The organism is Citrobacter sp. RHBSTW-00986, from assembly GCF_013783065.1.
Lineage (GTDB): Bacteria > Pseudomonadota > Gammaproteobacteria > Enterobacterales > Enterobacteriaceae > Citrobacter > Citrobacter braakii.
Map to the genome: position 1 here is coordinate 862,897 of NZ_CP056200.1, position 25,476 is coordinate 888,372.

Below are 25,476 nucleotides of genomic sequence, written 5' to 3' on the forward strand. Positions count from 1 at the left end.
CAGAAAAGTTCCTGATAATTCTGAAGATTATTCTGCAACCAGCGGTTGACCGCAGTGAACGCAGCGGTAGGTGGCTTCGCCGCGTACAACGCGGTTATGTCGGCGGACGGTCAGTTGGTGCTCCTGACACTTACAGCGGTATGTAAAGGTCTTACGCTGCACGGATTGCAGCTCAAACTGATGCGTGCGCCGGGCCGGTACGCCCAGCACGCTCTCCATCATCCATTTCCACTCTTTCCCGTGCGGCGGTACGCGGCCAAAGTGTTTCCACACCAGTAGATGCGCCAGTTCATGGGGCACCACTTCGTTAACGAACGCGTCAACATTCTCCATCAGCAAAACTGGATTAAGACGAATTTCGTAGGTTTGTAGCCACGCGGTACCCGCGGCGGTTCCGCGCTGTTGGTAAACCAGCTTTGGTTCCGGGTATTGGCGTTCGAGCTTGAGATTGGCCTGAGCGAGTTTTTCCCGCAGGCTGCGCATAGCGGCTTGCTGGATGGCGATCGGGAGACGGGAGGTTTTCATAACGCCAGAGGATAGTGCGACAGGGAAGGGACTGCAAGAGGAAGGCTCCCTCCCGCTTGGGAGGAAGCCTAACGTGATTAGTCGTGTGCGCCAATTTCGCGCAGTTTACGACCTTTCATCAGGTTACGTTCAATGTGTTCCAGAGAGACGTTTTTAGTTTCAGGGATCAGCCACAGGGTCAGGAAGATGAACAGTACGTTCAGGCCACCGTAGACCCAGAAGGTGTTGGCGCTGCCCAGCGAGTTCAGCATCGTCAGGAAGGTTGCGCCGACAATCATGTTGGCAATCCAGTTAGTTGCGGTAGAGCAGGTGATGCCGAAATCGCGACCTTTCAGCGGCTGGATTTCAGAGCACAGTACCCAAATCAGCGGACCGGCGCTCATCGCAAAGCCAACGATAAACATTAGCAGCATCAGCACAGCGAAGTATTGTGCGGCTGGCGAGTGAATACCCACGTGCATCATTGTACCCAGCACGCCCATACCGACGGCCATGACGATAAAGCCGAGGATCAGCGTAGGTTTACGGCCCCAGCGGTCAACCAGGCCAATGGCGATAAAGGTTGCCAGCACGTTGGTCAGACCGACAATAACGGTCCCCCACATCTGTTCGGTGGTGTTGGTGTAACCCGCCAGCTCAAAGATTTTTGGCGCGTAATACATAATGACGTTCATCCCGGTGAACTGCTGCATCACCTGTAGCAGGACGCCAAGGAAAACCGCGCGGCGGAAGTTGCTGTTTTCTTTAAACAGCGCCCAGCCGCTCTGCTTCACTTGCAGGCTTTCACGAATTTCATCCAGCTCGCGTTTGGCTTCAGCGCTGGTGTCACGCAGACGCAACAGAACGCGTTCGGCATCGACAAAACGACGTTTAGCCGCAAACCAACGCGGGCTGTCCGGCAGGAAGATGACGCCAACCAGCAGTAACAGGGCAGGGATGATGATCACGCCCAGCATCCAGCGCCATGCGCCGCTGTAGCTAAACGCCGTATCGGAAAGATACGCACCTAAAATACCGATAGTGATCATTAACTGATACATAGAAATCATGCTGCCGCGAATTTTTTCCGGGGCGATTTCGGACAGGTACAACGGTGCGGTATAAGACGCAACGCCGACTGCCAGGCCGAGCAGCACGCGGGAAACCAGCAGCACTTCAACGTTTGGCGCTGCGGCGGAGAACAGCGAACCGGCAACAAACAGGATTGCGCCGATCATCAGGCTTTTTTTACGTCCCAGCTTGAAGGAGAGCCAACCGCTGCCGACGGCGCCCACTGCCGCACCAAACATCATGGAACTCACCACCCATTCCTGAGTGTGTGGGGTAATTTGGAACTCGTCGGTGATGAATGGTAAAGCACCGGCAATAACACCGATATCCAGGCCAAAAAGTAATCCAGCCAGGGCTGCCAGGAAGCAGACAAAAAATGTCATGGCTTTGTTGGAATGCCCCGTTTTTTTATTGTCAGGCATGATGCCCTCCGTTGGGTAGCTAGTTTTGTTGATGTTAAGGGTAGGTGAGTACGGGGTAAAAAAATGCGAATCACATCACATTAGTGTAATCGGTTACACTGGCATTCATGTGGATTATTGTTTAATGAGTTGAAAGTTAACATTATTTATTATTATAGAATAAAGTTGATTGGCTGATTTTAAGACAATGCTGAAATATGATGTAACAGTGATGCAATGCTGGTAACGAAGAGATGTGAATTCAAGGTGTATAGAAATATCGTGCTATGTAATCGCTTTCATTTGTTATTGAAGCAAATGAAATTAGCGTGGTTATAGCGATGGGGGATGGGAGAGCAAATGACATAAAAAAAGACCAGCACGAGGCTGGTCTTCATAAGCGTTGAGCCGTAGGGGTATTACTTCAGACCGGCAGCTTCACGCAGCAGGGCGGCTTTGTCGGTTTTTTCCCATGGGAAATGTTCGCGACCAAAGTGACCGTAAGCGGCGGTTTCTTTGTAAATCGGGTGCAGCAGATCCAGCATCTGAATCAGGCCATACGGGCGCAGGTCGAAGAACTCACGCACCAGCAGGGTCAGCTGCTCTGAAGGCACTTTTTCAGTACCGAACGTTTCCACCATGATAGAGGTCGGTTCAGCCACGCCGATTGCGTAGGAAACCTGAATCTCACAACGGTCAGCCAGGCCAGCGGCAACGATGTTTTTCGCTACGTAGCGGGCTGCATAAGCTGCGGAACGGTCAACTTTAGACGGATCCTTACCAGAAAATGCGCCGCCGCCGTGACGGGCCATGCCGCCGTAGGTATCAACGATGATTTTACGACCCGTCAGACCGCAGTCACCCATTGGACCGCCGATAACGAAACGACCAGTTGGGTTGATGAAGAACTTGGTTGAAGCTGTCAGCCATTCAGTCGGTAGTACCGGCTTGATGATCTCTTCCATAACGGCTTCTTGCAGCGATTTCTGATCGATATCTTCAGAGTGCTGAGTCGACAGAACAACCGCATCAATACCGACAATTTTACCGTCGTCATACTGGAAGGTTACCTGGCTTTTTGCATCCGGGCGCAGCCAGGATAAGGTGCCGTTTTTACGCACTTCAGCCTGACGCTGCACCAGACGGTGAGCATAGGTAATCGGGGCTGGCATCAGCACGTCGGTTTCGTTGGTTGCATAACCAAACATCAGACCCTGGTCGCCTGCGCCCTGTTCCAGCGGATCCGCACGGTCAACACCCTGGTTGATGTCCGGAGACTGTTTACCAATCGCGCTCAGTACCGCACAAGAGTTGGCATCAAAGCCCATGTCGGAATGCACATAGCCAATTTCGCGAACCGTGTTACGGGTGATCTCTTCGATATCAACCCATGCGCTGGTGGTGATCTCACCGCCAACTAAAACCATGCCGGTTTTGACGTAGGTTTCGCAGGCAACGCGTGCTTTCGGATCCTGCTCCAGGATTGCATCCAGCACGGCATCAGAGATTTGGTCAGCGATTTTGTCAGGATGCCCTTCTGATACGGACTCGGACGTAAAAAGGTGTTTTGCCATATTTAATTTCACCTAAGGAGAATGTAGTTAGCTCAAACTGTCGAGTGGAATAGCCATGTGTAGAAGATTCTACCATGAGTCTGCAGATGACGGACACTGGCAGTCTGAGTGTTAATCGGTATAGATGGATTAACATCTGGACGGCTATTTTAAGTCGGTTCTGCGCCTGATTTCCAGCTTTTTTTGATTGAGCTCGCATTGTACTGAAAATGTAACTGGAAATTTTTCCTGACGGTGCTGGCAATGCGCGTATTTATCTTTTGCTTTTTCGTACTGTTGTCGGTATAAAACGCGGCGCGCGGCTCATATCCGTCATACTTCAAGTTGCATGTGCGTTGGCAATACTCGCCCAGTCACTTACTCCTGTAAGCGCCCGGGGATTCACTGCGTTGCCGCCTTCCCGCAACTCGATTTATTGAGGATAGACAAAAAAGCACACGACGTTTTCATCGTGTTGCCACTTCCAGCCGGGTTAAAACTTTAGCTTTGGCTTGTGGGTTCGTTCCGTCAGGAGCAACCGTGGAGGTGATACGAGATAATGAACCGTTGTATTCTGCTGAATCTGTCGCACCGTTCTGGTGTACATATGTCCCCCGCAATCTGCATCTTGCATACCTGCCGATGTTATACCCATCTCGGCGCTTCTCAGGACTCCAGGGCCGGCAACGGTCACTAAGAACTGAACAAGGGCGCTCTTGGTAAACAAGAGTTTTCTCGTGGTTTCGCCGAACCGTCAGCATTAAGTTCGGTTACGTGTTTACATTGATATGAAAAAGAAACCGGTCGCACAGTCGGAGCGTCAGCACTATCTGCTGGAAATTCTGCCTGTATTTGGGTTGTTATCGCGTCTTCGGATTGCGATAGTAGTCAACTGTTTTACACTTGTTAATAAAATTTGAGGTTCGCTATGTCTGACGACATTTCTTTGGGTTCGCCTTCGTCAGCAGGCGAACACGGTGTACTACGCTCCATGCAGGAGGTTGCAATGAGTTCCCAGGAAGCCAGCAAGATGCTGCGTACTTACAATATTGCCTGGTGGGGTAATAACTACTATGACGTCAATGAACTGGGCCACATCAGCGTGTGCCCGGATCCCGACGTACCAGAAGCGCGCGTTGACCTTGCTGAGTTGGTGAAAGCCCGTGAAGCGCAGGGCCAGCGTTTGCCTGCATTGTTCTGCTTCCCGCAGATCCTGCAACACCGTCTGCGTTCGATTAACGCCGCGTTTAAGCGCGCCCGTGAGTCTTACGGCTACAACGGTGACTATTTCCTCGTTTACCCGATCAAGGTTAACCAGCACCGTCGCGTGATTGAATCGCTGATCCACTCCGGCGAACCGCTGGGGCTGGAAGCCGGTTCTAAAGCTGAACTGATGGCCGTTCTGGCTCATGCCGGAATGACCCGCAGCGTGATCGTGTGTAACGGCTATAAAGACCGCGAATACATCCGCCTGGCGCTAATTGGCGAAAAGATGGGCCATAAGATCTATCTGGTCATCGAGAAGATGTCTGAAATCGCTATCGTGCTGGATGAAGCTGAACGACTGAATGTTGTTCCGCGTCTGGGCGTGCGTGCGCGTCTGGCGTCGCAGGGTTCCGGCAAATGGCAGTCCTCCGGCGGAGAGAAATCGAAATTTGGCCTGGCGGCAAACCAGGTGCTGCAACTGGTAGAAATGCTGCGCGAGCGCGGTCGTCTGGACAGTATTCAGTTGCTGCACTTCCACCTCGGCTCACAGATGGCGAACATTCGTGATATTGCCACCGGCGTACGTGAGTCGGCGCGTTTCTACGTTGAGCTGCACAAGCTTGGCGTAAATATCCAGTGCTTCGACGTGGGCGGTGGCCTGGGCGTGGACTACGAAGGTACCCGTTCGCAGTCTGACTGCTCCGTAAACTACGGCCTGAACGAATACGCGAACAACATCATCTGGGCCATTGGCGACGCCTGTGAAGAGCACGGTCTGCCGCACCCGACGGTAATTACCGAATCCGGTCGCGCTGTTACCGCGCATCATACCGTGCTGGTGTCTAATATTATCGGCGTTGAGCGTAGCGAGCATACCGAAGCAACGCCTCCGGCTGACGATGCGCCGCGTGCCCTGCAAAGCATGTGGGAAACCTGGCAAGAGATGCATGAGCCGGGAACCCGTCGTTCGCTGCGTGAATGGCTGCACGACAGCCAAATGGATCTGCACGATATTCACGTTGGGTACTCTTCAGGCACCTTTAGCCTGCAGGAACGCGCGTGGGCAGAACAGCTCTATCTGAACATGTGTCACGATGTGCAAAAACAACTCGACCCGAGCAACCGCGCGCACCGTCCGATTATCGACGAGTTGCAGGAGCGTATGGCGGATAAGATTTACGTCAACTTCTCGCTGTTCCAGTCGATGCCGGATGCGTGGGGGATCGATCAGCTGTTCCCGGTGATGCCGCTGGAAGGGCTGAACAAGGCTCCTGAGCGCCGTGCGGTGCTGCTGGATATCACCTGTGACTCTGATGGCGCTATCGACCACTATGTTGATGGTGACGGCATTGCGACCACCATGCCGATGCCGGAATACGACCCGGAGAATCCGCCGATGCTGGGCTTCTTTATGGTGGGGGCGTACCAGGAGATCCTTGGCAACATGCACAACCTGTTCGGTGATACTGAAGCGGTTGACGTGTTCGTCTTCCCTGACGGCAGCGTGGAAGTTGAGCTGTCTGACGAAGGGGATACCGTGGCGGATATGCTGCAATACGTGCAGTTGGATCCGAACACCCTGCTAACGCAGTTCCGTGACCAGGTGAAAAACACCGATCTGGATACCGAGTTGCAGCAGCAGTTCCTCGAAGAGTTTGAGGCAGGTCTGTACGGATATACCTATCTCGAAGACGAGTAATGCTGTTGGGGTTCGCTTGAACCTGAGCAAATTAACGGCGATAATTCGCCTATACAAGTAGTCACGTAAATCAATCCCTTCCTCGTCGGGCTTAACGACGCGGAGGGGATTTTTTTTCACCGATTTTAAAAGAGGTCAGTACATGAGCACCTTAGGTCATCAATACGACAACTCCCTGGTTTCTAACGCCTTTGGTTTTTTGCGTCTGCCGATGAACTTCATGCCGTACGACAGCGACGCCGATTGGGTGATCACCGGCGTACCGTTTGATATGGCAACGTCTGGCCGCGCGGGCGGTCGTCATGGTCCGGCTGCGATCCGTCAGGTTTCCACTAACCTGGCGTGGGAACACAATCGCTTCCCGTGGGACTTCGATATGCGCGAGCGCCTGAACGTGGTGGACTGCGGCGATCTGGTTTATGCGTTCGGTGATGCCCGTGAAATGAGTGAAAAACTGCAGGCGCATGCTGAGAAGTTGCTTTCTGCTGGTAAGCGCATGCTCTCTTTCGGCGGTGACCACTTCGTCACGCTGCCGCTCCTGCGCGCGCACGCTAAACACTTTGGTAAAATGGCGCTGGTGCACTTTGATGCCCACACCGACACCTACGCTAACGGCTGTGAATTCGACCACGGTACCATGTTCTACACTGCGCCGAACGAAGGTCTGATCGATCCGAATCACTCTGTGCAGATCGGTATTCGTACCGAGTTCGACAAAGATAACGGCTTTACCGTGCTGGATGCTTGCCAGGTGAACGATCGCGGCGTAGATGACATCATCGCCCAGGTTAAGCAGATTGTTGGTGATATGCCGGTGTATCTGACCTTTGATATCGACTGCCTCGATCCGGCGTTTGCTCCAGGAACCGGTACGCCCGTGATCGGCGGTCTGACTTCCGATCGCGCGATCAAGCTGGTACGTGGTCTGAAAGATCTGAATATCGTCGGGATGGATGTGGTGGAAGTAGCTCCGGCCTACGATCAGTCAGAGATCACCGCGCTGGCGGCGGCTACGCTGGCACTGGAAATGCTGTATATCCAGGCGGCGAAGAAAGGCGAATAACGGGTTTCGGACTATTTTGCCGGATGTCGCTGACGCTAGTCCGGCCTACATTATTGCTGAATTTGTAGGCCGGATAAGGCGTTCACGCCGCCATCCAGCACTGTTCGAGGATTATTTTATCCCGTCTGCGCTCATGCGATCGCGAATGTGTTGCGCACGTTCTGCAGATGCCGGGTGATCGTCAAACATTGAGCTTTGGCGTCCTGCTTCCAGTTTAGCCAGTTTCTCAAAGCTGGTGGCCAGGCCTGCCGGATTGATCCCACGTTTGCGCAACAAATCATACGAGTAATCATCCGCTTCGGATTCCTGACGCTGGGAGAACTGCGAGTTCACCAGTTTCTCGCCAAGATCGCCCAATTGCGACTGCGACAGGCTGCCGACAATGCCGCCAGCGGAAGCCGCTGCTGCACGTACGGCGTTAGTGCCCAGCGCGACCTGCATGCCTTTTTTCACGTGACCCAGCGCGACGTGGCCCATTTCGTGGCCGATCACCGCTTCGACTTCGTTATCGGTCATCATATCCATCAGGCCGCTGTACACGCGGATACAACCGTTCGCCATGGCAAAGGCATTCACATCTTTCGCCATATAGACTTTGTAGTTCACCGGCTGGCCGTTAATGTTGTCGCCAAGCGCGGCGGCGATTTTGCCAAGACGCGTTGCGTACTCGCTGCTGGCAGGGGCGATAGTAGCCTTGCTGTCCATATCTTTACAGGCCTGATCGCTCAGCGCTTTTACCTGAGTATCGCTCAGACTATAGGCCTGAAAAGCCTCTGCGCCAGAAGAAAGCAGTCCGTTTGAGTCCATGTTCTGGCAGCCGGTCAATGCCGCCGCCATGCTCGTAGCAAGCAGTAAAGCGCGAATTTTCATTTTTTCTCTTCCGCACAAAGTCAGGATTTTTCTAAAAAATGCGTCGTTTGCAGGTAAACCGACGCTCGGCCTTAGTATAAAGAAAAGAACATTCAGCGGGCGAGAAGATTGCGCAACTTGCGCGCATGATCCAGAGATTTCTGAAGCGGTAAAAGGATGCTCCATGTACATGACACGCGGCTTGGGTTACATTGTTGGCACTTTTTTCCGGCGTAGCCCAAAACGCGCTGTCGTCAAGTCGTTAAGGGCTCAGCCTTCATTATCCGATCTGGAGTCAAAATGTCCTCACGTAAAGAGCTTGCCAATGCTATTCGTGCGCTGAGCATGGACGCAGTACAGAAAGCCAAATCCGGTCACCCGGGTGCCCCGATGGGTATGGCTGACATTGCCGAAGTCCTGTGGCGTGATTTCCTGAACCACAACCCGACTAACCCGTCCTGGGCTGACCGTGACCGCTTCGTGCTGTCCAACGGCCACGGCTCCATGCTGATTTACAGCCTGCTGCACCTCACCGGCTACGATCTGCCGATGTCTGAGCTGCAGAACTTCCGTCAGCTGCATTCCAAAACGCCGGGTCACCCGGAAGTGGGTTACACCGCGGGTGTTGAAACCACTACCGGTCCTCTGGGTCAGGGCATTGCGAATGCTGTGGGTATGGCTATCGCCGAAAAAACGCTGGCGGCGCAGTTTAACCGTCCTGGTCACGACATCGTTGACCACTTCACCTATGCTTTCATGGGCGACGGCTGCATGATGGAAGGTATCTCTCACGAGGTATGTTCCCTGGCCGGTACGCTGAAGCTGGGTAAACTGGTAGCGTTCTACGATGACAACGGCATCTCTATCGATGGCCACGTTGAAGGCTGGTTCACCGATGACACCGCTAAGCGTTTCGAAGCTTACGGCTGGCACGTGGTTCGTGGCGTTGATGGTCACGATGCTGACGCGATTAAGCGCGCAGTTGAAGAAGCTCGCGCTGTGACCGACAAACCGTCCCTGCTGATGTGCAAAACCATCATCGGTTTCGGTTCCCCGAATAAAGCTGGTACCCACGACTCTCACGGTGCGCCGCTGGGTGATGCAGAAATCGCACTGACCCGCGAACAGCTGGGCTGGAAATACGCGCCGTTTGAAATTCCGTCTGAAATCTACGCGCAGTGGGATGCGAAAGAAGCAGGCCAGGCAAAAGAAGCTGCATGGAACGAGAAGTTCGCTGCTTATGCGAAAGCCTTCCCGCAGGAAGCCGCTGAATTCACCCGTCGTATGAAAGGTGAAATGCCGTCTGACTTCGATGCAAAAGCGAACGAGTTCATTGCTAAGCTGCAGGCTAACCCGGCGAAAATCGCCAGCCGTAAAGCGTCTCAGAACGCGATTGAAGCGTTTGGTCCTCTGCTGCCTGAATTCCTCGGCGGCTCCGCTGACCTGGCACCAAGTAACCTGACTCTGTGGTCTGGTTCTAAAGCTATCAACGAAGATACTGCCGGTAACTACATCCATTACGGTGTACGTGAATTCGGTATGACCGCTATCGCTAACGGTATCTCCCTGCACGGTGGCTTCCTGCCGTACACCTCCACCTTCCTGATGTTTGTGGAATATGCCCGTAACGCGGTGCGTATGGCTGCGCTGATGAAACAGCGTCAGGTGATGGTCTATACCCACGACTCCATCGGTCTGGGCGAAGATGGCCCGACTCACCAGCCGGTAGAGCAGGTAGCTTCGCTGCGTGTGACCCCGAACATGAGCACCTGGCGTCCGTGTGACCAGGTTGAATCTGCCGTTGCATGGAAATACGGTGTAGAGCGTCAGGACGGTCCGACCGCGCTGATCCTCTCCCGCCAGAACCTGGCACAGCAGGAACGTACCGAAGAGCAGCTGGCGAACATCGCGCGCGGTGGTTACGTGCTGAAAGATTGCGCCGGTCAGCCGGAACTGATCTTCATCGCTACCGGTTCTGAAGTTGAGCTGGCTGTGGCTGCCTGGGACAAACTGACCGCTGAAGGCGTTAAAGCGCGCGTGGTTTCCATGCCGTCTACCGACGCGTTCGACAAACAGGATGCCGCTTATCGCGAGTCTGTACTGCCGAAAGCTGTTTCCGCACGTGTTGCAGTGGAAGCGGGTATCGCAGACTACTGGTTCAAATACGTGGGCCTGAACGGCGCTATCGTTGGTATGACTACCTTTGGTGAGTCTGCACCGGCTGAGCTGCTGTTTGAAGAGTTTGGCTTCACTGTCGACAACGTTGTCGCGAAAGCAAAAGAACTGCTGTAATTTTGATTACAGGTGAAAACGGGTCGCTTATGCGGCCCGTTTTTTTAAAGTAAGTAAATTTATTTGATCGTGCGCAACCTGAAAATGTAGATTTGCATCACAAATATGATATTTAGTGATGTTTTATATTTGCAGCTTGAATCACATTATTGCTGTTGATTTTTATATTTCTTTTCTCAATCCATTGTTTTTAAAGGCATCACCAAAAAACATTCTGCGCTGTATGTAGTTTTCTCCTCGATTGATTTCATTTTGCCGTGCGCGTATTTTATTTTTAACGCTAACTCGTACCCTAAAAATAAAATAAGGAAAATGTATGCGGCTGATTGATTACTTTCCCGAATCATCTATCTCAATAAAAAATTCAGCAAAGAACTGGCAGGAGGCAATTGACTTTTCTATGTCATCCTTACTCGCCAATCAATATGTCAATTCAGATTATATTCAGGCCATTAAAGACTCAACGACTAACAATGGTCCTTATTATATTTTAGCGCCAGGCGTCGCCATGCCGCACGCTCGACCGGAGTGTGGCGCGTTAAAAACCGGTATGTCATTAACGCTTCTCAAACAGGAAGTGAAATTTGCCGAAGATGATGAAGGTATCAGATTATTAATCGGATTGTCGGCGGCTAATGCTGATTCACACATTGGCGCTATTCAGGCCTTAAGCGAATTATTATGTGAAGAGGAAGCACTAACCGCTTTGTTAGCGGCTAAATCAGAAAAACAATTGGCGGATATTATCGCTCAAGCATAATTAACGGTTTCCTTTCAGGACATTATTATGGAAAACAAGTCTGCTCGTGCCAAAGTCCAGGCTTTTGGTGGGTTTTTGACTGCAATGGTCATTCCCAACATCGGTGCGTTTATTGCCTGGGGTTTTATTACCGCATTATTTATTCCTACCGGTTGGATGCCGAATGAGCATTTCGCTAAAATTGTCGGTCCGATGATTACCTATTTACTGCCCGTCATGATTGGCTCCACTGGGGGGCATCTGGTTGGCGGGAAACGCGGTGCGGTAATGGGGGGCATTGGTTCTATTGGCGTTATTGTGGGCGCGGATATCCCGATGTTCCTTGGCGCGATGGTAATGGGGCCGCTTGGCGGTTGGGTGATTAAGCATATCGACCGTCTGCTGGAAAAACGCATTCCTGCAGGCTTCGAGATGGTTATCAATAATTTCTCTCTTGGTATCGCGGGAATGCTCTTATGCTTGCTGGGGTTTGAAGTTATCGGCCCGGCGGTTCTCATTGCCAATAATTTCGTGAAGGAGTGTATTGAAGCGTTGGTTCATGCGGGTTATCTGCCGTTGCTATCCGTAATCAATGAGCCGGCAAAAATCCTCTTTCTGAACAATGCCATCGATCAGGGGGTGTATTATCCGCTGGGGATGCAGCAAGCTTCTGAAACGGGAAAATCGATTTTCTTCATGGTGGCATCTAACCCAGGGCCGGGATTAGGTTTGTTACTCGGCTTTGCTATCTTTGGCAAAGGAATGAGTAAAAAGTCTGCACCAGGCGCCATGATTATCCACTTCCTCGGTGGTATTCATGAACTGTATTTCCCGTATGTGCTGATGAAGCCTCTGACCCTGATCGCGATGATTGCCGGGGGAATGACCGGGACGTGGGTATTCCACCTGCTGGACGGTGGGTTAGTTGCGGGGCCAAGCCCAGGATCCATATTTGCCTATCTGGCATTAACGCCGAAAGGTTCTTTCCTCGCGACCATTGCAGGAGTTACCGCGGGAACCGTTGTTACTTTTGTTATTACCTCTGTCATCCTGAAAATGGAAAAGAACGTTGAAACAGAAAGTGAAGATGACTTTGCTGAATCAGCCAGAACCGTCAAAGCGATGAAGCAGGAAGGGAAATTCTCTTATAAAAACATTAAACGTGTCGCTTTTGTCTGTGATGCAGGAATGGGTTCCAGTGCTATGGGGGCAACCACGTTTCGTAAGCGTCTGGAGAAAGCGGGATTGAATATTACTGTGACGCATTATGCTATCGAAAACGTTCCGCAAGATGCCGATATTATTGTCACCCATGCCAGTCTTGAAGGTCGTGTTAAACGTGTAAGTGAAAAGCCATTAGTGCTGATTAAGAACTATATTGGTGACCCATTGTTGGATGATTTATTTAAACGCATTACTGCGAACTAGCCTTCTTCTATTTTTGGAGTGAATATGAAAACGAAAGTTGCTGCCATATATGGCAAGCAGGATATTCGTATCCGCGAGTTTGAACTGCCTGCAATTACAGATAATGAATTGTTAGTAAGCGTAATATCCGATAGCGTTTGTTTGTCCACCTGGAAAGCAGCAGCATTGGGGAGCGATCATAAACGCGTACCGGACGATCTGGAAAATCATCCGGTTATTACCGGACATGAATGTGCAGGTATCATTGTTGAGGTGGGGAAAAACCTGACGGATAAATATAAGAAAGGTCAGCGTTTTGTGTTGCAACCCGCGATGGGATTGCCAAGTGGATATTCAGCAGGATACAGCTATGAATATTTTGGCGGCAATGCGACATATATGATTATCCCGGAAGTGGCGATTAACCTGGGATGCGTTTTGCCTTACCACGGCTCTTATTTTGCCGCCGCCTCATTGGCGGAACCGATGTGCTGCATTATTGGCGCGTATAACGCGAATTTTCATACCACGCCTTACGTTTATGAGCATCGCATGGGGATTAAGCCAGGGGGGAACATTGCGCTTCTGGCCTGCGCCGGGCCGATGGGTATTGGTGCAATAGATTATGCCATTAACGGAAATATTCAGCCGTCGCGCGTGGTGGTGGTCGACATTGACGAAGCACGACTGGCGCAGGCTAAAAAACTGTTGCCCGTTGAGCTGGCGGCAGAAAAGGGGATTGAGCTCATCTATGTGAATACTACTGGCATGGATTCTCCGACAGCGATGCTGCGAGCGTTAACTCATGACGCAGGTTTTGATGATGTTTTTGTGTATGCGGCAGTGCCTGCAGTTGTTGAGATGGCTGATGATTTACTCGCGGAAGATGGTTGCCTGAATTTTTTTGCCGGTCCTACGGACAGTAACTTCAAAGTGCCGTTTAATTTTTATAACGTGCACTACAACAGCACTCACGTTGTCGGGACATCCGGTGGTTCAACGGATGATATGAAAGAGGCCATTGCGCTCAGTGCAACTGGCCAACTGCAACCGTCGTTTATGGTGACGCACATTGGCGGCCTTGATGCAGTTCCGGAAACTGTTTTGAATTTACCGGCGATCCCCGGCGGTAAGAAGCTGATATATAACGGCGTTACCATGCCACTAACCGCCATTGCTGATTTTGCCGAGAAAGGGAAAACTGACCCATTATTCAAAGAACTGGCGCTGCTGGTGGAGGAGACGCACGGTATCTGGAATGAAAAGGCAGAAAAATACCTTTTGGCACACTTTGGCGTTGATATCGGGGAGGCGGCGATATGATGTCGCTGGCATGGCCGCTATTTCGTATCACGGAGCAGGCTGCACTGGCAGCCTGGCCGCAAACCGGGTGCGGCGATAAAAACAAGATTGATGGTCTGGCTGTGACGGCAATGCGGGAAGCATTGAACAGTATTGCCATTCGCGGACGCATCGTTATTGGCGAAGGGGAGATTGATCAAGCCCCGATGCTGTGGATTGGTGAGGAAGTGGGAACCGGCACCGGACCTGAGGTAGATATCGCCGTTGATCCTATCGAAGGAACCCGAATGGTGGCTATGGGGCAAAGCAATGCGCTGGCCGTCATGGCGTTTGCCCCTCGCGGTAGTTTGTTACACGCTCCTGATATGTACATGAAAAAACTGGTTGTTAATCGGTTTGCGAAAGGGGCGATTAATCTGGCGCTGCCGTTGGCAGATAATCTGCGTAATGTGGCAGAGGCGTTGGGTAAACCGCTGGAGCGACTGCGGATGGTGACGCTGGATAAACCGCGCCTTCAACCAGCTATTGCCGAGGCGACACGGCTTGGCGTCAAGGTCTTTGCTCTGTCCGACGGCGACGTGGCCGCCAGCGTGCTGGCCTGTATGCAGGAGAATCCTTATGATCTGATGTATACCATTGGCGGCGCGCCTGAAGGGGTTATTTCAGCCTGTGCGGTTAAAGCGCTGGGGGGCGATATGCAGGCTGAACTGATTGATTTTTGCGAAGCGAAAGGAAATAACGCAGATAATCGTCTGATTGCGGCACAGGAACATCAGCGCTGCGCGGAAATGGGCGTTGAGATCAACCGGATCTACGCGCTGGACGAACTGGTAGGGGGAAATAAGATCCTCTTCAGCGCGACAGGAGTCACGGGCGGCGATCTTGTGAAAGGGATCCAACAGGTTGCGAATGGTGTGCGCACGCAAACTTTACTGATCGGCGGCGCGGATCGAACGTGTAATATAATAGACTCTCTGCATTCATGGTGATTTATCGAGAAACGAATGACGACGCTGACAGAAGACGATGTGCTTGAGCAACTGGATGCTCAAAATAATTTACTCTCGTTTATGACGACGGCACATAACATTTTGCTCCAGGGCATTAAGCGCTTTCTACCGTCGCTGTTCGTTAATAACGATGAAGAGATCGTGGAATATGCAGTGAAGCCGTTACTCGCCCAAAGTGGACCGCTTGACGATATCGACGTTGCGTTACGTCTGATTTATGCGTTGGGAAAAATGGATAAATGGCTTTATGCCGACATCACCCATTTCTCTCAGTTTTATCAGTACCTGAACGAGCAGGATAATATCCCCGGTTTTGCCGATGACATTACCTGGGATTTTGTCAGCAACGTGAACAGTATCACCCGTAACGCAACGCTCTACGGTGCGCTGGAGTCGATGAAATTTGCCGACTTTGCGGCGTGGTCCGAAGTGCGCTTTAGCGCAATGGTCAAGACGGCAATGACGCTGGCAGTGACGGCGATTTTAAAGGAATTAACGCCGTGAAAATCAAACTAACGGTGAATGGGCTACAGGTTGAAGCACATTACCGTGATGATGAGATAGAGAACGTCCACAAACCGTTATTACAACAGCTGGCAAAAATACACGCCACTCACCCGCAGCGACGAACAATCGTTTTTCTCAGCGCACCGCCTGGTACGGGTAAATCGACGCTGACCACCTTCTGGGAATATCTCTCCCGTCAGGATCCTGGCCTGCCGGAGATCCAGACGCTGCCGATGGATGGCTTCCATCACTACAACACCTGGCTGGATGCTCATAACCTGCGAGCATACAAAGGTGCGCCGGAAACCTTTGATGTGGATAAGCTTGCACAGAATCTACGTTTGATAAGGGAAGGGGAGGGCACCTGGCCTCAGTACGACCGGCAAAAACACGATCCGGTAGAAGCGGCTATAACAGTGATCGCGCCGATTGTGATTGTGGAAGGTAACTGGTTATTACGCGATGATGAAAGGTGGCGGGCGTTAGCTGAGTTTTGTGATTACTCGCTGTTTATTCGTGCTCCTGCCAACGCGCTCCGTACACGACTGGTAGGCCGTAAACTGGCGGGCGGACTATCACAAGCTGACGCTGAGGCGTTTTATGAGCGTACCGACGGACCGAATGTTCATCGGGTACTGGAAGCAAGTCTGCCTGGAGACCTGACGCTGGAGATGCTGGAATCTGGTGAATATCGGATTGCGTGAAGGCCAATTATTCCTGTTAAGCCGTAATGATTATTACGGTTTACTGGAATAATTTCCCCCGGTCTCAGCGGGAAAAATGTGATGTACGTCAGATAACTGTTTTCTTTGGCTGGACAATCATTCCTTTTATTCCGCGTTTCGCTTATTCTAGCTGAAGCGTTTCAGTCGATTAAATGTTCGACAATTAACCAATTAGTCGCAGTTTGCGACAGGTAAGGTTTCCCTGAGCGATTTGCTGCATTACTCTGTCTGCCACATCGTTTCTGAGAAATCCTTGCAGGAGACCTATGACCGTACGCGTAGCGATTAATGGTTTCGGTCGCATCGGACGCAACGTGGTTCGTGCTTTGTATGAATCCGGGCGTCGGGCGGAAATCACCGTGGTGGCAATCAACGAACTGGCGGATGCTGCAGGCATGGCGCATTTGTTGAAATATGACACCAGCCATGGACGTTTTGCCTGGGATGTTCGTCAGGAACGTGACCAGCTCATCGTTGGCGATGACGCGATCCGCATTCTGCATGAGCGAACGCTCGATGCGCTTCCCTGGCGCGAACTGAGTGTCGACGTTGTGCTGGACTGTACGGGGGTTTTCGGCAACCGCGAACACGGCGAGGCGCATATTGCCGCTGGTGCAAAAAAAGTGCTCTTTTCACATCCTGGTAGTCACGACATCGACGCAACCGTTGTGTATGGCGTTAATCAGGATCAGCTGCGCGCTGAACACCGGATCGTTTCCAACGCCTCCTGCACCACGAATTGCATAATACCCGTCATTAAATTGCTGGATGATGCTTACGGCATTGAGTCTGGTACCGTCACCACGATCCACTCCGCGATGCACGATCAGCAGGTTATTGATGCCTATCATCCTGACCTGCGTCGCACGCGAGCGGCCAGCCAGTCTATTATTCCGGTTGATACCAAACTGGCGGCGGGCATCACGCGAATTTTCCCGCAGTTTAACGATCGTTTTGAAGCGATTGCGGTGCGTGTACCGACCATAAATGTGACGGCGATCGACTTAAGCGTGACGGTGAAAAAACCAGTAAAAGCCAGTGAAGTCAACCAGTTGCTGCAAAAAGCAGCACAAGGTGCATTTCATGGTATAGTTGACTATACGGAATTACCGTTGGTCTCTGTAGATTTTAACCACGACCCGCACAGCGCCATCGTTGATGGTACGCAAACGCGCGTGAGTGGCGCTCACCTGATCAAAACGCTGGTCTGGTGTGATAATGAATGGGGCTTTGCTAACCGTATGCTCGACACAACGTTAGCGATGGCTGCTATTGGTTTCAGGCTCGACGCTTGAGCGTCGACAAAACTTTATGAATCAACGAGAGGATTCACCATGTCTGTAATTAAGATGACCGATCTGGATCTGGCTGGTAAACGCGTTTTTATCCGTGCGGACCTGAACGTACCAGTTAAAGAAGGGAAAGTAACCAGCGATGCGCGTATCCGTGCTTCCCTGCCGACCATCGAACTGGCCCTGAAACAGGGTGCTAAAGTGATGGTAACTTCCCACCTGGGTCGTCCTACCGAAGGCGAGTACAACGAAGAATTCTCTCTGCTGCCGGTTGTTAACTACCTGAAAGACAAACTGTCTGCTCCGGTTCGCCTGGTAAAAGATTACCTGGACGGCGTTGAAGTCGCTGCCGGTGAACTGGTTGTTCTGGAAAACGTTCGCTTCAACAAAGGCGAGAAGAAAGACGACGAAGCACTGTCCAAAAAATACGCTGCGCTGTGTGACGTATTCGTAATGGACGCTTTCGGTACCGCTCACCGTGCGCAGGCTTCTACCCACGGTATCGGTAAATTCGCCGACGTAGCTTGCGCTGGTCCGCTGCTGGCTGCTGAGCTGGACGCGCTGGGTAAAGCGCTGAAAGAACCTGCTCGTCCGATGGTGGCTATCGTTGGTGGTTCTAAAGTTTCTACCAAACTGACCGTTCTGGACTCTCTGTCAAAAATCGCTGACCAGCTGATCGTTGGTGGTGGTATCGCGAACACCTTCGTTGCTGCTCAAGGCCACAACGTCGGCAAATCCCTGTACGAAGCTGACCTGGTTGATGAAGCTAAGCGTCTGCTGACGACTTGCGATATCCCGGTCCCGACTGACGTTCGCGTAGCGACTGAATTCTCTGAAACTGCACCGGCTACGCTTAAATCCGTTAGCGATGTAAAAGAAGACGAGCAGATCCTGGATATCGGCGACGCTTCTGCACAGCAGCTGGCTGACATCCTGAAGAATGCGAAAACCATTCTGTGGAACGGCCCGGTTGGCGTGTTCGAATTCCCGAACTTCCGCAAAGGTACTGAAATCGTTGCTAATGCTATCGCAGACAGCGAAGCATTCTCTATCGCAGGCGGCGGTGACACCCTGGCAGCAATCGACCTGTTCGGCATTGCTGACAAAATCTCCTACATCTCTACTGGCGGCGGCGCATTCCTCGAATTCGTGGAAGGCAAAGTACTGCCAGCAGTAGCCATGCTCGAAGAGCGTGCTAAAAAGTAAGACATTGATGGGCAGGGAAACCTGCCCAATTATTAGCGCGCTGTCGAGCGCGCCCCCTTTCCAAGGCCGAAGATACAGGACTCGCAACATGTCTAAAATTTTTGATTTCGTAAAACCAGGCGTAATCACTGGTGATGACGTACAGAAAGTTTTCCAGGTAGCTAAAGAAAACAACTTTGCTCTGCCAGCTGTTAACTGCGTTGGTACCGACTCCATCAACGCCGTTCTGGAAACCGCTGCAAAAGTTAAAGCGCCGGTAATCGTACAGTTCTCCAACGGTGGTGCTTCTTTCATCGCGGGTAAAGGCGTGAAGTCTGATGTTCCTCAGGGCGCTGCAATCCTGGGTGCTATCTCTGGTGCGCATCACGTTCACCAGATGGCTGAACACTATGGTGTTCCGGTTATCCTGCACACTGACCACTGCGCGAAGAAACTGCTGCCGTGGATCGACGGTCTGCTGGACGCGGGTGAAAAACACTTCGCAGCAACTGGCAAACCGCTGTTCTCTTCTCACATGATCGACTTGTCTGAAGAGTCTCTGGAAGAGAACATCGAAATCTGCTCCAAATACCTGGCGCGCATGTCCAAAATGGGCATGACTCTGGAAATCGAACTGGGTTGCACCGGTGGTGAAGAAGACGGCGTGGACAACAGCCACATGGACGCTTCTGCACTGTACACCCAACCGGAAGACGTTGACTACGCATACACCGAGCTGAGCAAAATCAGCCCGCGTTTCACCATCGCAGCGTCCTTCGGTAACGTACACGGCGTTTACAAGCCGGGTAACGTAGTTCTGACCCCGACCATCCTGCGCGACTCTCAGGACTATGTTTCTAAGAAACATAACCTGCCGCATAACAGCCTGAACTTCGTCTTCCACGGTGGTTCCGGTTCTACTGCTCAGGAAATCAAAGACTCCGTAAGCTACGGCGTAGTGAAAATGAACATCGATACCGATACCCAATGGGCTACCTGGGAAGGCGTTCTGAACTACTACAAAGCAAACGAAGCTTACCTGCAGGGTCAGTTGGGCAACCCGAAAGGCGAAGATCAGCCGAACAAGAAATACTACGATCCGCGCGTATGGCTGCGTGCTGGTCAGGCAACTATGATCACCCGTCTGGAACAGGCTTTCAAAGAACTGAACGCGGTTGACGTTCTGTAATTCCGTCTGCGGACAGTAAAAATGGCTTCCTTTGGGAAGCCATTTTTTTTACTGCATAACGCAGGTTCCTTTTTCACCCGCCAGGACCTGTGGCGCATCCTTCAGGGCGCCGATAAATGCTGCGTTTCCGGTCTGTTTGACAAACTGTATCACCGCCGCCGCTTTCGGGCCCATTGCACCGTCAGGCGCGGCAAACGGCGCCAGCTCTTCTGGTGTGACATGTCGTAGCGCACGCGCCTGGGGGGTTCCCCAGTTTTCATACACGGCATCGGCGTCCGTCAGGATCAGCAGGTGGTCAGAGTTAATGGATTGCGCCAGCACGGCAGCGGTCAAATCCTTATCAATGACGGCTTCGGTTCCCTGATAGCCATCGCCTTGCGCAATGACCGGAATACCGCCACCGCCACAGCAAATCACCATGTGCCCCGCATCCATCAACGTGCAGATGGCATCACTGTCGAGAATTTTTAGCGGTGTCGGGGAGGGAACCACGCGGCGAATATATTGCCCATCCGCTTTCATCTGCCAGCCATAGCGTTCTTCCAGATCTGTCTGTTGATCCGGCTGGTAGACGGGGCCGATATATTTACCGGGTGTTGAGAAAGCGTCATCCTGCGGATCGACCTCAACGCGGGTCATCAGCGTCGTCACGGGCGCGTTACCCGTGGATGACGCCAGCGCCTGGGCAATGGCAAAACCGATCATCCCCTGACTTTCCGCAACCAGAATGTCCAGCGGCCAGGCCGGGGACTCTTTGTAAGCAGCGTTCTGTAGCGCCAGCAGACCAACCTGAGGACCGTTGCCATGAACAATGACCAGTTGATAATCACGGGCTAATTCGGATGCCATTTCGGCAAATACCTGAATACTACGCTGCTGGTTTTCTGCACTCAAAATTTCTCCGCGCTGTAATAAGGCATTGCCGCCAAGCGCAATGACAATCTTCTTTTTCATTAATGACCTCATTGTGAAAAATATCTCGTGGTCAACATAGCGTTTTATCGCTTTTATTATGTGATAAGGTCGACAACTCAAATACCTGTAAAAATATCTCGATAATTAATGATGTTTTCTGTCTCTTTATTTAAATTGCTTTGAAAGTGATTATTAGACTTTTTTTAATAATGTTGTGGCCAGTTCCCAGAAATTTATAACAATGGATTTTGTGTGATTTTGTTCAAATGAAATGAATTTTTACCCCGATATGGTAGACGCAGTTAAAACATCAAACCTCACGTATCCTGTCAGATAACATGAGGTATTCAGCGGTAATGATTACCGGGAGATTAATTATGTCTGGTTCATATGAAGTGGCTGAGGCCACAAAGAAAAGAGGAATACCGGCCTGGTGGGTCACCGTTTTTCTGTTCTGGCTGGGATGGATTTTTATGTATGCCGACCGCACGGTGCTCAATCCGGTGATGGGCGAATTAGAAAAAGAATTTGGCTTAAGCGGCACACAATTGGGTATTCTTAATTCTGTGTTCTATTTTTCTTACGCATTACTTCAGGTACCTGCCGGAATTCTGGGTGACAAAATTGGTAAGAAAAAGGTGCTGGTTCCGGGGTTTATTCTTTTTGGTGTTTTCACCGCGGTAACCGGCTGGGCAAAAAGTTGGTACACCCTGCTGTTTGCCCGCGTGGTGACGGGGGCGGGTGAAGGAACCTATTATGGTCCGCAATACGGTCTTTCCTCTGAGCAGATCCCGAAGAAGTACCGCTCTCTTGGCAGCGCAATCATCAACAGCGGTATGGCTTTTGGTATTGCGCTGGGGCTGATGACCTCCAGCTGGCTGGTATACGATCAGGGATATTCATGGCGGATGCCATTCTATGCGATGGCGGTTCCATCCGTGCTGGTTGGGGTGGCTATCTGGCTATTTGTGAAAGAGAAGAAACGTACTGCCGACGCCGATGGCGCGCCGGTTAAAAAGGGTAAATTCAGCGATCTGCTGAAAAACCGTAATTTAATTATCACCTATATTATGGTGTTCTGTAGCCTGTTCGGTTTCTTCGTTATCCTGACCTGGCTTCCCTATTATCTGCAAAATGAACGGGGTATCGCTGGCAGCGAAACCGGATTTATCTCTTCGCTGGTGGCCTGGATTTCCATTCCTGGGGCGCTGCTATTCTCCAGCCTGTCTGACAAATTAGGCAAGCGTAAACCTTTAATTATGTTCCTGGTGCCGGTCGCGATTATCAGCATGTTGTCAATTATTTGGATGCCGAATATGACAGGTGTTATCACTGCGCTGTGTGCCTATGGTCTGGTGGGTAAACTGGCGCTGGATCCGGTACTGGTTGCCTTGGTAGCCGACAGCGTGGATGAAAATAATTACAGCACCGCATTTGGCTTATTTAATTTTATTGGCATGAGTTCATCCATTCTGGCACCGATTATTGCCGGGGCTGCACGTGATATGACCGGAAGCCTGGCTTCCAGTTTCTATGTTTCAGCCGTACTGCTGGCTATTGGTTTATTCGCAATGCTGTTTTTAAAAGAACAACGCACATAAAGAGGTAGTGGTAATGATTTACGCCTTTATTAAAAAGGGAAGTTTTCAGGATTCCGTCAGCCTGATGATCATTTCCCGAAAACTCAGTGAGCGCCCGGAAGTTGATCAGGTTTCGGTCATGATGGGAACACCAGCCAATAAATCGATGCTGGATTCCACAGGGTTCTGGCACGACGACTTTGCCGATGCCACGCCAAATGATATTTGTGTGGCGGTCAGAACCGAAGGTGAGCAGCCTGAGATCCTGGATTTGATTCGTGAGCAACTGGAGAAAGAGCTAAGCGCGATCGCCAACGCGTCGGGGAGTTCACATCATCTGGTGAAAGCTCGCCGCTTCGAAAGCGCGTGCCAGAAATTACCTCAGGCCAATCTTCTGCTGGTCTCCGTCGCCGGAGAATATGCCGCATCTGTTGCCAGAGAGGGGTTGCAGGCCAATAAAAACGTCATGTTGTTTTCCGATAACGTACCGCTGGAGCAGGAAGTTGAGCTGAAAACCATGGCCCGCGAGCGCGGGCTGATCGTCATGGGACCAGACTGCGGAACGGCGATGATTGCCGGAAGCCCATTAGCTTTTGCCAACGTCCTGCCTGAAGGCGGGATTGGCGTGATTGGCGCGTCAGGCACTGGTATTCAGGAAATTACCTCGCAGATTGCGCTGCATCAGCAGGGCATTAGCCATGCGATTGGCCTGGGGGGACGTGACCTGAGCGCTGACGTGGGCGGTATCAGCGCATTGACCGCGCTGGAGATGCTGGCTGCGGATGATGCCACGCGGGTAATGGCTTTTGTCTCCAAGCCGCCGTCTCCGCAGGTGCGAACCCGCATTATTGCTGCGATGCAAAAGGTGGGGAAACCGGTTGTCGCGCTGTTTCTGGGCAGCAAGCCGGAGCAGCGTCGCGAAGGAAACGTCTGGCTGGCGAATTCACTTTCTGATGCCGCGCGGCTGGCGGTGCTGCTGATGCGCGTGGCGCAGCAGAGACGGGCTCAGCCGGAAGTGGCAGGCAAAGGGATTTACGGCCTGTATGCCGGGGGGACGCTGGCCGCGGAAGCCGCCATGCTGCTCTCAGCGGGGCTGGGGGTTCCCGTGAGTGAAAGCCACGACCAGGGCGTGATGCTGGACGCCGGTGGTCATCGTATTGTCGACCTCGGGGACGACAGCTACACCCTGGGCAGACCGCATCCTATGATTGACCCAACCACCCGCAGCATTGAAATCGAAAAACTGGCCGCGTTTCCGGATGTCGGGGTACTGCTGCTGGATGTCGTACTGGGCTATGGCGCCTGCGCCGATCCAGCGGGGGCGGTTGTTGAGGCGGTAGATCAAGTGCGCGCCAAACGCACTGCGCCGCTGGTGGTGATTGCCACTCTGACCGGAACCGAGGGCGATCCGCAGGGCCGCAGCGAGCAGGAAGAGAAACTCCGTGAAGCCGGGGTTGCCGTGATGGAAACCCTGGAAGAGGCGGTACTGCTCGCCGTTAGCCTGACGCATTACCAGAATCACAATATTCCACCGACGCATAGCGCGCTTCTTGCGGGCGTACAGGTCATCAACGCCGGATTGCGCAGCTTCGCGCTGGATCTGCAAAGCAGCGGCACGCCGGTTGTGCATTATCAGTGGGCGCCTGTTGCCGGTGGCAACGCCCGTCTTGCCAGCTTACTCAAACAGTTACATTAAGTTCAGAGGTACGGATATGTATTCATCTATTGCACAGGCCAACGAAGCCATTATCGAACGAATTAAAGCTGCACGCCCCCACTGGGTTGCCGTGCGTCCTGCAAAAGAAGCGGTGGCCGAATTATCTTCTGGACGCAAATTACTGCACGCTGGTCCTCCGATTGCCTGGGGAGAGATGACTGGCCCAATGCGCGGAGCCTGTATTGGCGCATCGCTGTTTGAAGGCTGGGCGGTCACGGAGGAAGATGCCCTGCGGATGCTGGAGCAGGGAGAGGTCGAGTTTATTCCTTGCCACCACGTTGGCGCGGTCGGTCCGATGGGTGGTATTACGTCCGCCAATATGCCGGTGCTGGTCGTGCGTGATATCGTCCACGGCAATCAGGCCTGCTGCAACCTCAATGAGGGGATCGGCAAAGTGATGCGCTTTGGCGCTTACGGCGATGACGTGCAGAAACGTCTGCGCTGGATGCGTGATACGCTGGCGCCGGTATTGCAGGAAGCGCTCTCGCAGATGGAAAACGGCGTCGATCTGACGGCACTGATGGCGCAGGCTATCACGATGGGCGATGAGTTCCACCAACGTAATATTGCGGCCTCTTCTCTGCTGCTACGCACGCTTTCTCCGGTGATTGCCGGACTGGCGCGTCCGAAGGCGGAAATCATTGAGGTGTTGCAATTCCTGAGCGTCACCGACCAGTTCTTCCTTAACCTGGCAATGGCCTACAGTAAAGCCGTTATGGATGCGGCGGCGGAAATTAAAGCAGGTTCTGTGGTGACCGCCATGACGCGTAACGGCCGTGATTTCGGTATTCGCGTGAGCGGCACAGGCGATCGTTGGTTTACCGCGCCGGTGAACACGCCGCAGGGGCTGTTCTTTACCGGCTATAGCCAGACTGATGCCAATCCGGATATCGGCGACAGTGCCATCACGGAAACGCTGGGGATTGGCGGTGCTGCGATGATCGCCGCACCGGGCGTAACGCGCTTCGTTGGCGCGGGTGGCATGGGGGCTGCGCTGGAGACATCGGAAGAGATGGCGGAGATCTATCTTGCCAACAATCCGCTGTTCCAGATCCCGTCATGGGATTTCAAAGGGGCATGTCTGGGGCTGGATATCCGTCGCGTCGTGGAAACGGGGATTACGCCGCTGATTAACACCGGTATTGCTCACAAGGATGCGGGGATCGGCCAGGTGGGGGCGGGCACCGTTCGCGCACCGCTGCTCTGTTTTGAAAAAGCGCTTGAAGCGCTGGCAGAACTGCATCACATCACGGCATAACAACGTTGCCGG

At 52.2% G+C, this 25,476-nt stretch carries 22 protein-coding genes; 17 read left to right on the forward strand and 5 right to left on the reverse strand.

Going from position 1 to position 25,476, the window contains the following annotated elements; translation table 11 throughout:
• Positions 1 to 27 precede the first annotated feature (27 nt).
• The 3 genes from HV345_RS04315 to metK form a co-directional block, all read right to left on the reverse strand.
• Positions 28 to 525 carry a SprT family zinc-dependent metalloprotease gene (locus HV345_RS04315; RefSeq protein ID WP_103928579.1) on the reverse strand — a complete coding sequence of 166 codons (498 nt, stop codon included), beginning with the start codon at positions 523 to 525 and terminating at the stop codon, positions 28 to 30.
• Positions 526 to 602: 77 nt separating this feature from the next.
• Positions 603 to 1,997, reverse strand: coding sequence for a galactose/proton symporter (gene galP / locus HV345_RS04320; protein WP_016154390.1), 1,395 nt, complete (start codon positions 1,995 to 1,997; stop codon positions 603 to 605).
• A gap of 398 nt (positions 1,998 to 2,395) precedes the next feature.
• Positions 2,396 to 3,550 (reverse strand): methionine adenosyltransferase, encoded by a 1,155-nt coding sequence (metK, locus tag HV345_RS04325; protein ID WP_003027071.1) that lies wholly within the window; start codon positions 3,548 to 3,550, stop codon positions 2,396 to 2,398.
• A gap of 538 nt (positions 3,551 to 4,088) precedes the next feature.
• On the opposite strand from metK, the gene HV345_RS26635 reads away from it, so the two are divergent.
• The 4 genes from HV345_RS26635 to speB all read left to right on the forward strand — a co-directional run bounded on the left by HV345_RS26635 (position 4,089) and on the right by speB (position 7,497).
• Positions 4,089 to 4,226: a hypothetical protein gene (locus HV345_RS26635; RefSeq protein ID WP_269149342.1), complete on the forward strand. Its 138-nt coding sequence runs from the start codon at positions 4,089 to 4,091 to the stop codon at positions 4,224 to 4,226.
• A gap of 91 nt (positions 4,227 to 4,317) precedes the next feature.
• A complete protein-coding gene (gene yqgB / locus HV345_RS04335) occupies positions 4,318 to 4,449 on the forward strand; it encodes an acid stress response protein YqgB (protein WP_049041971.1) in 132 nt (43 codons plus the stop codon).
• An 8-nt stretch (positions 4,450 to 4,457) separates the two neighbouring features.
• Positions 4,458 to 6,434 (forward strand): biosynthetic arginine decarboxylase, encoded by a 1,977-nt coding sequence (gene speA / locus HV345_RS04340; RefSeq protein ID WP_016154389.1) that lies wholly within the window; start codon positions 4,458 to 4,460, stop codon positions 6,432 to 6,434.
• Between the two features lie 142 nt (positions 6,435 to 6,576).
• Positions 6,577 to 7,497, forward strand: a complete 921-nt coding sequence (gene speB, locus HV345_RS04345) for an agmatinase (RefSeq protein ID WP_016154388.1) — start codon at positions 6,577 to 6,579, stop codon at positions 7,495 to 7,497.
• 111 nt (positions 7,498 to 7,608) lie between these two features.
• Here the strand turns inward: speB and HV345_RS04350 are convergent, their stop codons facing one another.
• Positions 7,609 to 8,367 (reverse strand): M48 family metallopeptidase, encoded by a 759-nt coding sequence (locus HV345_RS04350; RefSeq protein WP_016154387.1) that lies wholly within the window; start codon positions 8,365 to 8,367, stop codon positions 7,609 to 7,611.
• Positions 8,368 to 8,646: 279 nt separating this feature from the next.
• On the opposite strand from HV345_RS04350, the gene tkt reads away from it, so the two are divergent.
• The 10 genes from tkt to fbaA all read left to right on the forward strand — a co-directional run bounded on the left by tkt (position 8,647) and on the right by fbaA (position 19,994).
• Positions 8,647 to 10,638, forward strand: coding sequence for a transketolase (gene tkt / locus HV345_RS04355; protein WP_016154386.1), 1,992 nt, complete (start codon positions 8,647 to 8,649; stop codon positions 10,636 to 10,638).
• 316 nt (positions 10,639 to 10,954) lie between these two features.
• A complete protein-coding gene (gene cmtB / locus HV345_RS04360) occupies positions 10,955 to 11,398 on the forward strand; it encodes a PTS mannitol transporter subunit IIA (RefSeq protein ID WP_181598886.1) in 444 nt (147 codons plus the stop codon).
• 27 nt (positions 11,399 to 11,425) lie between these two features.
• On the forward strand, positions 11,426 to 12,805 hold the full coding sequence (locus HV345_RS04365; protein ID WP_016154384.1) for a PTS mannitol transporter subunit IICB: 1,380 nt from the start codon (positions 11,426 to 11,428) through the stop codon (positions 12,803 to 12,805).
• Between the two features lie 24 nt (positions 12,806 to 12,829).
• Complete coding sequence (locus HV345_RS04370) at positions 12,830 to 14,107, forward strand: zinc-binding dehydrogenase (protein WP_016154383.1); 1,278 nt, start codon at positions 12,830 to 12,832, stop codon at positions 14,105 to 14,107.
• Positions 14,104 to 15,075 (forward strand): class II fructose-bisphosphatase, encoded by a 972-nt coding sequence (glpX, locus tag HV345_RS04375; protein WP_103928578.1) that lies wholly within the window; start codon positions 14,104 to 14,106, stop codon positions 15,073 to 15,075. The genes HV345_RS04370 and glpX overlap by 4 nt, the downstream gene beginning before the upstream one ends.
• 15 nt (positions 15,076 to 15,090) lie before the next feature.
• Entirely contained in the window at positions 15,091 to 15,600 is a 510-nt protein-coding gene (locus tag HV345_RS04380) for an MltR family transcriptional regulator (protein WP_016154381.1), read from the forward strand.
• Complete coding sequence (locus tag HV345_RS04385; protein ID WP_181636296.1) at positions 15,597 to 16,307, forward strand: nucleoside/nucleotide kinase family protein; 711 nt, start codon at positions 15,597 to 15,599, stop codon at positions 16,305 to 16,307. Before HV345_RS04380 ends, HV345_RS04385 begins: the two co-directional genes overlap by 4 nt.
• 287 nt (positions 16,308 to 16,594) lie before the next feature.
• Positions 16,595 to 17,623: an erythrose-4-phosphate dehydrogenase gene (gene epd, locus HV345_RS04390; RefSeq protein ID WP_016154379.1), complete on the forward strand. Its 1,029-nt coding sequence runs from the start codon at positions 16,595 to 16,597 to the stop codon at positions 17,621 to 17,623.
• A 39-nt stretch (positions 17,624 to 17,662) separates the two neighbouring features.
• Positions 17,663 to 18,826: a phosphoglycerate kinase gene (gene pgk, locus HV345_RS04395; protein WP_003027032.1), complete on the forward strand. Its 1,164-nt coding sequence runs from the start codon at positions 17,663 to 17,665 to the stop codon at positions 18,824 to 18,826.
• An 88-nt stretch (positions 18,827 to 18,914) separates the two neighbouring features.
• Complete coding sequence (fbaA, locus tag HV345_RS04400; RefSeq protein ID WP_003027029.1) at positions 18,915 to 19,994, forward strand: class II fructose-bisphosphate aldolase; 1,080 nt, start codon at positions 18,915 to 18,917, stop codon at positions 19,992 to 19,994.
• A gap of 48 nt (positions 19,995 to 20,042) precedes the next feature.
• On the opposite strand, the gene HV345_RS04405 is transcribed toward fbaA, so the two are convergent.
• Positions 20,043 to 20,948, reverse strand: a complete 906-nt coding sequence (locus HV345_RS04405; RefSeq protein ID WP_181636297.1) for a carbamate kinase — start codon at positions 20,946 to 20,948, stop codon at positions 20,043 to 20,045.
• 338 nt (positions 20,949 to 21,286) lie between these two features.
• On the opposite strand from HV345_RS04405, the gene HV345_RS04410 reads away from it, so the two are divergent.
• The 3 genes from HV345_RS04410 to HV345_RS04420 are packed head-to-tail and all read left to right on the forward strand — an operon-like array spanning position 21,287 to position 25,464.
• Positions 21,287 to 22,510, forward strand: a complete 1,224-nt coding sequence (locus HV345_RS04410; protein WP_181636298.1) for an MFS transporter — start codon at positions 21,287 to 21,289, stop codon at positions 22,508 to 22,510.
• A gap of 13 nt (positions 22,511 to 22,523) precedes the next feature.
• Positions 22,524 to 24,185 (forward strand): acyl-CoA synthetase FdrA, encoded by a 1,662-nt coding sequence (locus tag HV345_RS04415; protein ID WP_181636299.1) that lies wholly within the window; start codon positions 22,524 to 22,526, stop codon positions 24,183 to 24,185.
• A 16-nt stretch (positions 24,186 to 24,201) separates the two neighbouring features.
• Positions 24,202 to 25,464, forward strand: coding sequence for a DUF1116 domain-containing protein (locus HV345_RS04420; RefSeq protein WP_016154375.1), 1,263 nt, complete (start codon positions 24,202 to 24,204; stop codon positions 25,462 to 25,464).
• Positions 25,465 to 25,476 lie beyond the last annotated feature (12 nt).

Bases quoted from the DNA above. Each gene is read 5' to 3' on its own strand.
- HV345_RS04420 (WP_016154375.1), top strand. From the start codon at position 24,202: ATGTATTCATCTATTGCACAGGCCAACGAAGCCATTATCGAACGAATT.
- HV345_RS04380 (WP_016154381.1), top strand. From the start codon at position 15,091: ATGACGACGCTGACAGAAGACGATGTGCTTGAGCAACTGGATGCTCAA.
- HV345_RS04410 (WP_181636298.1), top strand. From the start codon at position 21,287: ATGTCTGGTTCATATGAAGTGGCTGAGGCCACAAAGAAAAGAGGAATA.
- HV345_RS04350 (WP_016154387.1), bottom strand. From the start codon at position 8,367: ATGAAAATTCGCGCTTTACTGCTTGCTACGAGCATGGCGGCGGCATTG.
- galP (WP_016154390.1), bottom strand. From the start codon at position 1,997: ATGCCTGACAATAAAAAAACGGGGCATTCCAACAAAGCCATGACATTT.
- HV345_RS26635 (WP_269149342.1), top strand. From the start codon at position 4,089: ATGAACCGTTGTATTCTGCTGAATCTGTCGCACCGTTCTGGTGTACAT.
- HV345_RS04315 (WP_103928579.1), bottom strand. From the start codon at position 525: ATGAAAACCTCCCGTCTCCCGATCGCCATCCAGCAAGCCGCTATGCGC.
- fbaA (WP_003027029.1), top strand. From the start codon at position 18,915: ATGTCTAAAATTTTTGATTTCGTAAAACCAGGCGTAATCACTGGTGAT.
- epd (WP_016154379.1), top strand. From the start codon at position 16,595: ATGACCGTACGCGTAGCGATTAATGGTTTCGGTCGCATCGGACGCAAC.
- cmtB (WP_181598886.1), top strand. From the start codon at position 10,955: ATGCGGCTGATTGATTACTTTCCCGAATCATCTATCTCAATAAAAAAT.
- HV345_RS04365 (WP_016154384.1), top strand. From the start codon at position 11,426: ATGGAAAACAAGTCTGCTCGTGCCAAAGTCCAGGCTTTTGGTGGGTTT.
- HV345_RS04405 (WP_181636297.1), bottom strand. From the start codon at position 20,948: ATGAAAAAGAAGATTGTCATTGCGCTTGGCGGCAATGCCTTATTACAG.
- metK (WP_003027071.1), bottom strand. From the start codon at position 3,550: ATGGCAAAACACCTTTTTACGTCCGAGTCCGTATCAGAAGGGCATCCT.
- pgk (WP_003027032.1), top strand. From the start codon at position 17,663: ATGTCTGTAATTAAGATGACCGATCTGGATCTGGCTGGTAAACGCGTT.
- yqgB (WP_049041971.1), top strand. From the start codon at position 4,318: ATGAAAAAGAAACCGGTCGCACAGTCGGAGCGTCAGCACTATCTGCTG.
- glpX (WP_103928578.1), top strand. From the start codon at position 14,104: ATGATGTCGCTGGCATGGCCGCTATTTCGTATCACGGAGCAGGCTGCA.
- HV345_RS04415 (WP_181636299.1), top strand. From the start codon at position 22,524: ATGATTTACGCCTTTATTAAAAAGGGAAGTTTTCAGGATTCCGTCAGC.
- HV345_RS04370 (WP_016154383.1), top strand. From the start codon at position 12,830: ATGAAAACGAAAGTTGCTGCCATATATGGCAAGCAGGATATTCGTATC.
- speB (WP_016154388.1), top strand. From the start codon at position 6,577: ATGAGCACCTTAGGTCATCAATACGACAACTCCCTGGTTTCTAACGCC.
- speA (WP_016154389.1), top strand. From the start codon at position 4,458: ATGTCTGACGACATTTCTTTGGGTTCGCCTTCGTCAGCAGGCGAACAC.
- tkt (WP_016154386.1), top strand. From the start codon at position 8,647: ATGTCCTCACGTAAAGAGCTTGCCAATGCTATTCGTGCGCTGAGCATG.